A 10,747-nucleotide genomic window follows, 5' to 3' on the forward strand; every position below is an offset into this window, starting at 1 on the left:
AGCAAACCAATTTTCAAATATGTACTATCGTCTTTTAATTTGCTTTTTATTATTTTCTGCAAAGCTTTTTGCGCAACAAAGCCAGTCTTCAGCCTTTCAAGTTGTGCCTTTGGGCGTAAAAGGTGGAACGGATGAAAAAAACCTTTCCGCCTACCTCCTCGCTCCTATTTCAACAAACGATTATGTATGTTTAGATGCTGGAACTGTTTATGCAGGCATAGAAAAAGCTGTACAAAATAATGTATTTAAAGTTCCAGCCAGTGAAGTACTTAGAAAATACATCAAAGGTTATTTCATTTCGCACGCTCACCTCGACCATGTTTCTGGTTTAATCATTAATTCTCCTGGTGACTCTTCCAAAACCGTTTATGCCACCCAAAAATGTATGGAAATGATGCAGAATCATTACTTCAACGATGAAACTTGGGCTAATTTTGGAGACGAAGGCAAAGGCTTTCCTCTAAAGAAATACCATTTTCAAACGTTAAAGACTGGCGAAGAAAGTGCTATCACAAATACTTCTATGACGGTGAAAGCATTGACATTAAGTCACGTGAATCCTTATCAAAGCACAGCTTTCTTAATTAAAAATCAAAATAATTATGCTTTGTATTTGGGCGATACTGGTCCAGATGAAGTAGAAAAAAGTGATAAATTGGCTTTACTTTGGAAGGAAATTGTGCCACTCATTCAGCAAAAACAATTGAAAGGCATTTTTATTGAAGTTTCATTTCCAAATGAACAGCCTGATAAGTTTTTATTCGGACATCTTACTCCAAATTGGCTGATGAAAGAAATGAATAAATTAAGTGAATTAACAGGAAAAGAAGCATTAAAAGGTTTTAAAGTCATCATTACGCATTTAAAACCACCAGCTATGAATGAAGTAAAAATCAAAAAACAATTAATCGAGCAAAATACTTTAGGGTTAAATCTTATTTTCCCTGAACAAGGGAAGAGATTTGAGTTATAATAAAGGTTCTTTCAAGCTAGCTTGTTGTCCTAAAATTTATTCCGTTTCTTGAATTGATATTTTTTGTACTTCTTCTAATCCTTTTTGCTCAAGCGTATTGATATTAAGTAATGTTAAAATAAAGAATGGAACAAAAATTTTCGTGTTTTTTAGGATTTATCTGCTGACTAATAATAGAATATCACAACTTATAATCTTCTCTGGCAGGGCTAAAAATATCGAATAATTTACATGGTGTAAGTGCTTTGCCACCATGAATTACATTGGAAGGAATTACTGCTACATAACCTGCTTCATATACTTTGGTTTCGTTGCCAACGGTCAATTCAAATTTTCCTTCTAAAACTTTGGTTACTTGTTCATGAAAATGTGAATGTAGCGGTAAAACAGCACCTTCTTCAACATCCCAGTAACCTAAGGTTAGGTTATCGGTATGAATAAACCTTGCTTTAAATCCTTTGATAATTTCTTTTTGTGCTATACTTGTAATTTCAATCATATTCTTTTTGTTTAAAGATTTAGTATAATGTCCTTTTCACGTTTGATTAAAGGAGTATTTCAGCCTGCTTTAGCCTATTATTTCTAAAAATAATGTTTAAATATTGAAAATTAGATTATTATTTGCGTATCATAACTATTTTTGTGAACAATTACTTGTTATAACAATTATAGTAAGTATTTCCTGCCTTCCTTAAACAACCGTCTGTCAGTATTTTAACAATATCTTCATTCCCAAAAACCTAATTTTCCGTACTTTATTAATGATGAATTCCGCTAAAAAAAACAATGTAAGACTAGTGGGCAAACTAGATGGCCCAACGATTATATTCGCTCATGGATTTGGTACTGACCAAAGTGCTTGGGCTAAAGTATCAGAAGCTTTTTTGGCTGATTATAGAGTAATTCTTTTTGACAATGTTGGCGGTGGTGCTTCTGATCCAGAAGCGTTTAGCCCTAACAAATACGATAGTCTTGAGGCTTATGTCGATGACCTGATTGATATTTGTACTGACTATGAAGTGCAAAATGCTATCATGGTTGGGCATTCGGTTAGTGGGATGATTAGCTTATTGACAGCTATTAAAAGACCTGAATTTTTCTCTAAATTGATATTAGTGGGTGCTTCTCCGAGATATTTGAATGATGTTGATTATGTCGGAGGTTTTGAACAACAAGATTTAGATGCTTTATTCGATACCATGGCGAATAATTATTTTGCTTGGGTAAGTGGTTTCTCAGCAGCAGCGATGGCGAACCCTGAAAACCCACACTTGGCAGAGAACTTTGCTGCTAGCTTAAATGCTATTAGACCTGATATTGCACAGTCGGTAGCAAGAGTTATTTTTCAGTCCGACTATCGAAGCGAATTAACAAAACTAGATAAACCTACTTTACTTATTCAGGCGAAAGAAGATATCGCTGTGCCTTTAGATGTAGCAGAATATCTTAATAAACATATTGCTAATAGTAAGCTTGAAGTCGTAAATGCTTATGGTCACTTCCCCCACATGAGTGCTCCAAATGAGATTATCAATTCTTTACAAAACTTTATTTAATGATTTTGGATAAGCTAAAAAATATCGACTGGACTTACGAAGCAGTTAACTTTTTAATAGGTCTGTATCCTATTAAAAAAGAAAAAGACTTCGAAGTTATTTATACTCGTACTAGCAATCTTATCAAAAAACATGCCTACGCAAAAGCTGCTGCCTTTGTGCGGATGGAAGATAAGCTTACCGTTAGAAAACACGCTAACACTTCCGAGCATTTTCTGAGTAGGTTTAATAATGCAACATTGGTATTAACGCTATTAGAAAAAAATCAAATAGTTTTTGATACTGATAATGCTTTTCCCAAAGAAGCTGGAGAGGAAATCGTATTTATTCCCTTAAACGAATCTGGTTTTATGGGAGCTGTGATATTATTGATTGACGAGGAACTCAAGTCTGAAGAATTACTGAAGTTTTTAGAATATGCTTTAGTTGGACTAAAAGAGACAGCCTTTATCATTCAAAATTATTTTCTTATTGAAGAACTCACTACCCGTTTCAATGCCATTCTTGAAACCATTCCACAAGGAATTGTATTTGTAGATGATGTAGGGAAAAGTGGCTGGGTGAATAGTCAAGCCGCTGAAATTCTGGATATTCCTAAAGAAAGAAATCATCCTGTTGCCATCGCCGAGGCGATGCAACAATTAAGGAATACTGCTGCCAACAAAGAAGAAATTATTCAAGAAGGAATTAGACTGTTTAAAACTCCGGGGCAAAAAATACATCACTGGAAATGGATTTTTGGAAATCCAATTACTTCGGTATTGAGTGTATCTTGTGTCCCAACGATTTCTGAGAATATTAAAGGACGCTTATGGGTATTTACAGATGTTACTTTTCAACATTTGGCAAATGAACAATTGTATGAATTGAACACCGAATTAGCAGAAAAAAGAAGAATTGCTGAAGACCAAAACAAAGCGAAGTCTGATTTTCTAGCCAATATGAGTCATGAAATTCGGACACCGATGAATGGCGTAATTGGTATGGCAAGTTTACTGACAAATACCGAACTCAGCGAAGAACAAATAGATTATGTAGAAACCATTCGTATCAGTGGCGAAGCTCTCATCACGATTATTAATGATATTCTTGATTTTTCTAAAATTGAATCTGGCAAAATTGAGCTAGAAAACAAACCATTTTACATTAACAATGTCATTGAAGAAACCTATGATTTACTTTCTGTCAATGCCAATAATAAAGGACTTGATTTACTTTATTTCATCGAACCAACTGTGCCTTTGGAAATAGAAGGCGACATTACCAGACTCCGACAAATCATGATTAATCTGGTAAGTAATGGCATTAAGTTTACTGAAAAAGGTGAAATACAAGTAAGTGTTAAAAATTTAGGACTAGATAACGACGGTTTCTATAAAATAGAATTCACCGTAAAAGACACTGGAATAGGTATTCCTCAAGATAAGTATTATAGATTGTTTGAGAGTTTCTCGCAGGTTGATTCGTCAACTACTCGTAAATATGGAGGAACAGGCTTAGGTTTAGCCATCAGTCAACGATTAATTTCCTTAATGGGCGGAAGTATTCGTGTTGAGAGTGAAGTAGGAAAAGGTTCTGCGTTTATTTTTCATATCAAAGCAAAAGCCAATCATAGTGTCAAAAAGTATAATACCATCAATATCAATACAGAAAAAGTTTCTCTTAAAGATAAACGAGTATTAATTCTTGATGATAATAAAACCAACCTAAAGATACTTAAAGCACAATGTAGTATCTGGGGCATGAATGTCACAACATTTGAGTATTTCGAAGATGCACTGGCATCCATAGAAAAGGAAAATTATGATTTAGTGATTATTGATATGTTGATGCCTGTGAAAGATGGCATTGAAGTAACCAATATCATTAAGGAAATGCGCAAAGATTTGCCAGTGATTTTATTTAGTTCATCTGGAAATCACCACATACTGTCATACGAAGAGAATGCACGATTATTTGAAGCCATCTTAAATAAACCAACCAGACACAGCCAAATCTTGAAAGCAATTGAAGAGGTTTTGACTAAATCAAAAAAATCAGCTCCTCGAATAACAGATGCTTTAGTGGAAGCTACGCCTTCATTACCAATTAATATTCTGATAGCAGAAGATGATTCTATCAATCAAAAGCTTCTAAAAAGAGTATTAGAAAAAATGGGATACATTGCAGACATTGCTGAAAATGGTTTGGAAGCATTAAAGGCAATGGAAGCGAAACGATACCATTTGATATTTATGGATGTAATGATGCCAGAAATGGATGGTTTTGAAGCTACCAAAATTATCGTTGAGCAACATCCTAAAAATATCAGACCGATTATTATTACCACTACTGCCAATGCACTTACGGATGACCGTGAAAAAGCGATAATTGCTGGAATGGATGATTATATCAGTAAACCATTCAAAATGCAGGATGTAAAGGACAAGCTTGATAAATGGAAAGATGAGATTCTGGCTAAGGTAGAACAATAGCACCAACAAGTATTGGGAAATTTAAGAAAGGCAAAAGACCAATAAAATCAAGAGAATTTCAATTTACGGTTTTTGTCGGTTTTATACGGAAAATTGCGTGAAAAAGATGGATTAATCTATCTCTGAGATAGGACATCCTATCTTTTTCACGCAAAAAACCGCAAAAAAGATAAGTCAAGCTATCTCTGAGATAGCTTGTTCTATGAAAAAGATAGGTCATTCTATCTCTGAGATGGATTGATGGTTCTTTTAGATAGATTGGGCTGTCTGGAAGATGGAATTACTTACTCATCAATCATAAAAAAGCGGTCGAAAAACTAATTTCGACCGCTTTTTTATCATGTTAACATTTGATACACCTCTGTTGATTGAATTAATCATCACTCACAATTTATCACTCAAAATTCTTACTTATTCTTTGCCATTTTTTGCTTTCTAGTAAAATCTATAAAATCTTCTACTTGCTCAATTGGTAAGCGTTTGGCAATGATTTTCTTTTCTTTATCCAACACATAAATTACTGGTGTGGCATATACATCAAAAGTATTTTTGAAATCAGTATAATACTCTTCCTTACCTGTTTGTGGATTCTTATGAATATCAATTCCATTAATAATTTCTTCTAACTTAAATTCTTTAATAAAGCCTTTCCATTTAAAAGGTGTTCTGTCAATAGAAGCCGCCACAACTTTTACATTTTTAGTTTTTAAACTCTGATACGCCTTTTTCAATTTAGGAGCAGATTCACGACAGTGACTACATTCTGGGTCATAAATAAACATTACGGTATAGTCAGCTGGGATTCTTGGGATGTCTAATTCCTTTCCTAAAGTATCCGTCAAATACATATCAGGGAATCGCTTACCAATCAAAAGTGGTTTAAGAATTGCTACTCTTTCTTTCATTCTTCTAACGGTAGAAGTATCCCACAATACAGGTTCGCCGATATAATATTTTTCTGCCATGTGTACAAAAGCTCCATCTGTTCCTAAGATTTTTGGTGTTTCGTACTGACTAGAGATTTTATAAATCACATATCTTCTTACATCTCTCGCTGTGGCTTTTGCCAACACGAAATCTGCTTCTTTAGAGATAGAATCAGAAGTTTGAACCGTTAAATCATCAAAATAACGTTCTAATTTTTTCTGCAAGAAAGGTGTACGCATCATTCTATCGTCTTTCAAATCAATATTATCCCAAAAATGTGCTTTGTAATATTGAAATTGAAATTGATACATTGCAGCGGTATCTGCTTTGGTAAGTACTGGCTTTGGATAAGCAGGAATTTCTGGTTCTTGTGAAGATTTAATTAATTTCCCAGCAAACAAAGTAGCATTATTTTTAAGCCATTCTTGTTGAAATTGACTTGTTGCCGCTTGTACTTTCTTGATTTTTGCTTCAACAGCGGGTGTTTTTCCTTTCTTTGCCTCCGCTTCCAACGCTTTCATTTCATCAAAACGGTCAGACATTTCTTGTTGGAATTTAAAGAAAGCCTCATTTTCTTTTGAACCAACAATTTTCATTTTACGAATCAAATTAACCGTATCAGTTTCAAAAGAAAATTCTTGATTACCAATAATCATATCAAAATACTTGCCTTTTGGCAAAGAAACCAAGTACAATCCTTCAGGTAAAGTCTTTTCTCCTTTAAAATGAAAGCTTCCTTCTGAATCTACTTTAGCAGTATCTTTTATCACTTGTTGGTTATAACCAAAATAATGGGCTAAAAAAACAGTGGTATCTTTTATACCTTTTACTTTTCCTTTAATAGAAAAACCTTCAGTCTTTTGTGCCAAAAGTGGCTGAGAGAAAGCTGTAATAAATAGTAGGAGTAAAATTTGAGATAATCTTTTCATTGGGTTTAATTGTTGTTTCAATATTTTAAAAATTAAGCGTTTTTATTTTTAAGTTGACAAACGATGCAATATTAGCCAAAGTTACTTTAGGAAAACATTAAGTAAAAGTATTTAGTAGTTTTGTATCAAAACTTAAATCACCTCAAGATATTAATTCTTTGATAATGCTCATCTAAACAGCATTAACGATATTTATTTCATAATCAACATATTCTTATATCAACTTATGTTTTACTTTCTTTCAAAAGTACTTTTTTATGTGCTAATGCCTTTATCAATTACGCTTTTGATATTCGTTTGGGCGATGCTTACTAAAAATATCAAACGCAAAAACAAACTCTTGAAGATTGGCATCATCATGGTTTTTGTATTTGGAAACGACTTTATTGTAAATGAAGGCTTTTTGTTATGGGAAATTCCAGCTACTTCGCCAGAAAGTATCACTGAAACTTATGATGTTGGAATAATATTAACAGGCGGAATGATTAGCAACAAAGAAGGAACACCACAAGAAATATTTGTTGATAAAACAGCCGATAGATTTATTCAGCCACTTCGACTTTATAAACAGGGAAAAATCAAAAAGATATTAATAACGGGTGGTAATACTGATTTGACGATTATCAGAAATGATGTATCCGACGAAAACCTAAAAACAGCTCAATTATTAGAAGAATTAGGCGTAAAGAAAAGTGATTTAATCCTCGAAACTAAAGCCCGAAATACCAGAGAAAATGCTATTTATACGGCTGAAATTCTCCAGAAAAATCCACAATTAGGTACAAAATACCTTTTATTCACCTCCGCCTTTCATCAAAGACGCTCAATTGGTTGTTTTGAAAAAGCAGGATTAACAGTAACGCCTTTTAGTACAGCCTTCAGATCAAAAGCAAGAACGTTTACTTTTAATAGCTTAATCATTCCAAGCGAAGCAGGATATTATGAAGGTTATCATCTGATTCATGAAATACTTGGCTATTGTGTTTATAAGGTTTTGGGCTATTGTTAGGGTTTAAATAATTGAATAGTATAATCCAACAAAGCGATGTTTCCATATTCTCCATGTCCGGGAACTACAGTTTTTACATTAGGATATGTCTTTTTAATTTTCTCAACCGTATTCGACCATTCTGCAACATTTGCATCACCTAAATAACCTTTACCAGCTTCTAGTTCTTTGATTAAACAACCTCCAAACATAACTTTTTCACTTGGGAAATATCCTATTACATTGTCTTTGGTATGTCCTTCTCCAAAAAACTTTGCGACAATATGTTCTTTACCGATTTTTAAGACAAGGGAATCGTTAAAGCTATTTTTAGGAACAATGTAATCATTCTCTTTTGCCAACGATATGGTTTTGGAATGGGCATAAGAAGGAATACCATTTTCATCAAAAGCCTTCAATCCTCCCAGACAATCATCATGGAAATGCGTTGGAATAATGGCATTGATTTTACAATGAAGCTTTTCTTTAATCCATTTGATTAATACCTCTGAACTTTTATCATTAGTTGGCGTATCGAAAATAATTACTTCATTACTATTTCGAACGATAAGCCCGTTGCAAGGAACATAACCAAAATCATTAGTTTGTTTAAAAGAAGTATGTTCAAAAGCATTCTTAGCGATTTGAGTAATCACTAAATCCTTAGATTTATAAATCACTTTAGCTTTGAATTCCTCTTTTTGTTGAGCGATGCCTTTAAAATTTGTGATAGAGATTAGGAAGATAAATAGGATTTTGATAAAGGGTTTCATTTTGGGTTTTGGATAACAGATTTTAGTTATTTGAGAAGTTGTCAGTGGAGACACTGACAACGGCAAGATTTTGATTTGAGGTTTCATTTTGGATTTTTAAGGTTTTGGACAAAATTTTGGGGTTACTTGAGATTAGTCTGTTGAGACTAAGATAACGGTAAAGGATTGAAAATAATCCACTTATTTATGTCCATACGAGACAACATAATATCTTTTATTTAAATCTATTGAAATATTGTTCATTTGCCTCCATTTCTCAAAACCTTCAAAATTAAAAATTTGTTTTTCTGGAACTATCAAAATCATGTCAAATTGTTTCATAATAAACTCAGGTAAAAATCCTGAATTTACAATTAACGCTACTTGTTCTAAATACTTTTCAGTTGCTTCGCTCTTTCTTTTAAAATTGTTTTTATTCTTAAACATGAGTAATTCTTTAAAAGACTCTATTTGCATATCTAAATAAATATTAGGAAATCCAGAAGCTTTTTCATTTTCTTTTACATTGTTCTTTGCCCATTCCATTTTTTTAAATGCACTACCCATTATCGAACCTAACATTAACGAGTCTGCAAAAGCTGCTGGTGCAATATAGATATTCCCTTTTGTAGTTAAAGGTTTTAACTTGGTTAAGTCTGATGGTTGATATCTTGCTACTATCTTCGTTTCGATATCACTAATTTGTGTAGAATCTAATTCATTTGTTGTCAATCTAATCTTCAAAAACCAAGTACCACATTCATACAAAGTAAGGTTATCATATTCGTTAATGTTAGTTCTACCAATTGCTTTTAATCCATTACAAATATATTCCCCATTGAATTTGACAGGAAATTGATTTGTCCAAAAGCCATTATTACCATTAGCGATTTCTTTCAAGGACATTAAATATTCGTTTTGCAATCTACTTTCTGAACCCTCCGTACCCGCTGGGTAGAGATAAATTGAAACTGTTGTATTTTTGTCATTCTTTTGACTTTCATACACTACTCCAATATTTGAGTTTTCCTTGTTGAAAGAATAGATAGCTCGCCTATTATAATTTTCAAAATTCTCAGTAAAAACAAAATTTGTTGGGTCATGAACATAATCGCCTTTAATTTTTATTTTTTTAGGCGAAGTTCTATCTTGTCCGTTCACAAAAAGTCCAACGAGCAAAAATATTGTTAATAGTGTTAAAAATTTTGTTGTCATTGTAGTTGTCTTACAGCATTACCATTAATTCATAAAGGAGTATTCACGTTTTTTCATAAAAGTAAATAATTGAAATAAACAAAGCAATTGTACTCCTCAATAATCAACTGACACAGTTTAGTGGATACTCTCCTTTTATTTTACCATTCAGTCAATTTTTCTTGTTTGCTGAACATTTTTTCTGATAAGAAATAAGTCATAAATAGTTTACGAAGAAGTTTTGCTGATAAGAAAAAGCCCATTTCCAGTTTACGAAAAAGTTTTGCTGACAAGAAAAAGTCCATTGTTAGTTTACGAAAAAGTTTTGCTGACAAGAAAAAATCCATTGCTAGTTTACGAAGAAATTTTTCTGATAAGAAAAAGCCCATTTCTAGTTTACGAAAAAGTTTTGCTGACAAGAAAAAATCCATTGCTAGTTTACGAAGAAATTTTTCTGATAAGAAAAAGCCCATTTCTAGTTTACGAAAAAGTTTTGCTGACAAGAAAAAGTACATTTCTAGTTTACGAAAAAGTTTTGCTGACAAGAAAAAGTCCATTTCTAGTTTACGAAAAAGTTTTGCTGACAAGAAAAAGTCCATTTCTAGTTTACGAAAAAGTTTTGCTGACAAGAAAAAGTCTATTGCTAGTTTACGAAAAAGTTTCGCTGATAAGAAAAACATCAAAATACTCTTTCTTTAAAGCAAAGAATTGCTATTAATCATAAAACCAATCATCCCAAAAAATAAAAGAAATCTGATTAACAGAAGACAAGGAAACATCCAAAAAATCTAATTAATTTTACAAAAGCATTAAAGTATTTTTTCTATCAAACATCGGCACCCTCCCTTTAGTTGTGTAAGTTTAGTTTGACATTTGATTTTTTAAAAAATCAAATGTCAAACTAAAAAAGTTAAATAACTTAGCAACAATAATTGTTATTTTTTATGGACAAGT

At 32.6% G+C, this 10,747-nt stretch carries 9 protein-coding genes; 4 read left to right on the top strand and 5 right to left on the bottom strand.

The genetic code is table 11. The features are described from left to right. The first annotated feature begins 19 nt into the window (after positions 1–19). Positions 20–973: a 3',5'-cyclic-nucleotide phosphodiesterase gene (locus tag VB776_RS22360; protein WP_323699097.1), complete on the top strand. Its 954-nt coding sequence runs from the start codon at positions 20–22 to the stop codon at positions 971–973. A 181-nt stretch (positions 974–1,154) separates the two neighbouring features. On the opposite strand, the gene VB776_RS22365 is transcribed toward VB776_RS22360, so the two are convergent. Further along, a complete protein-coding gene (locus VB776_RS22365; protein ID WP_323699098.1) occupies positions 1,155–1,472 on the bottom strand; it encodes a cupin domain-containing protein in 318 nt (105 codons plus the stop codon). 262 nt (positions 1,473–1,734) lie between these two features. Between VB776_RS22365 and VB776_RS22370 the strand changes: the two genes are divergently transcribed. Then, positions 1,735–2,529 (top strand): alpha/beta fold hydrolase, encoded by a 795-nt coding sequence (locus VB776_RS22370; protein WP_323699099.1) that lies wholly within the window; start codon positions 1,735–1,737, stop codon positions 2,527–2,529. A 5-nt stretch (positions 2,530–2,534) separates the two neighbouring features. Next, positions 2,535–5,003, top strand: a complete 2,469-nt coding sequence (locus tag VB776_RS22375; RefSeq protein ID WP_323699100.1) for a response regulator — start codon at positions 2,535–2,537, stop codon at positions 5,001–5,003. A 407-nt stretch (positions 5,004–5,410) separates the two neighbouring features. Here VB776_RS22375 and VB776_RS22380 read toward each other — a convergent pair whose 3' ends face one another. Next, positions 5,411–6,859: a DUF4369 domain-containing protein gene (locus tag VB776_RS22380; protein WP_323699101.1), complete on the bottom strand. Its 1,449-nt coding sequence runs from the start codon at positions 6,857–6,859 to the stop codon at positions 5,411–5,413. A 226-nt stretch (positions 6,860–7,085) separates the two neighbouring features. Between VB776_RS22380 and VB776_RS22385 the strand changes: the two genes are divergently transcribed. Continuing rightward, the gene (locus tag VB776_RS22385) at positions 7,086–7,868 is read left to right on the top strand and encodes a YdcF family protein (RefSeq protein WP_323699102.1); all 783 of its coding nucleotides are present in this window, start codon (positions 7,086–7,088) and stop codon (positions 7,866–7,868) included. Here the strand turns inward: VB776_RS22385 and bla are convergent. The 3 genes from bla to VB776_RS22400 all read right to left on the bottom strand — a co-directional run bounded on the left by bla (position 7,865) and on the right by VB776_RS22400 (position 10,473). After that, positions 7,865–8,620 carry a subclass B1 metallo-beta-lactamase gene (gene bla, locus VB776_RS22390; protein WP_323699103.1) on the bottom strand — a complete coding sequence of 252 codons (756 nt, stop codon included), beginning with the start codon at positions 8,618–8,620 and terminating at the stop codon, positions 7,865–7,867. The two genes, VB776_RS22385 and bla, sit on opposite strands and share 4 nt — an antisense overlap. A 180-nt stretch (positions 8,621–8,800) precedes the next feature. After that, positions 8,801–9,814: a hypothetical protein gene (locus tag VB776_RS22395; protein WP_323699104.1), complete on the bottom strand. Its 1,014-nt coding sequence runs from the start codon at positions 9,812–9,814 to the stop codon at positions 8,801–8,803. A 140-nt stretch (positions 9,815–9,954) separates the two neighbouring features. After that, a complete protein-coding gene (locus tag VB776_RS22400; RefSeq protein WP_323699105.1) occupies positions 9,955–10,473 on the bottom strand; it encodes a hypothetical protein in 519 nt (172 codons plus the stop codon). Positions 10,474–10,747: the final 274 nt, after the last annotated feature.

The organism is Arcicella gelida (assembly GCF_034931025.1).
Lineage (GTDB): Bacteria > Bacteroidota > Bacteroidia > Cytophagales > Spirosomataceae > Arcicella > Arcicella gelida.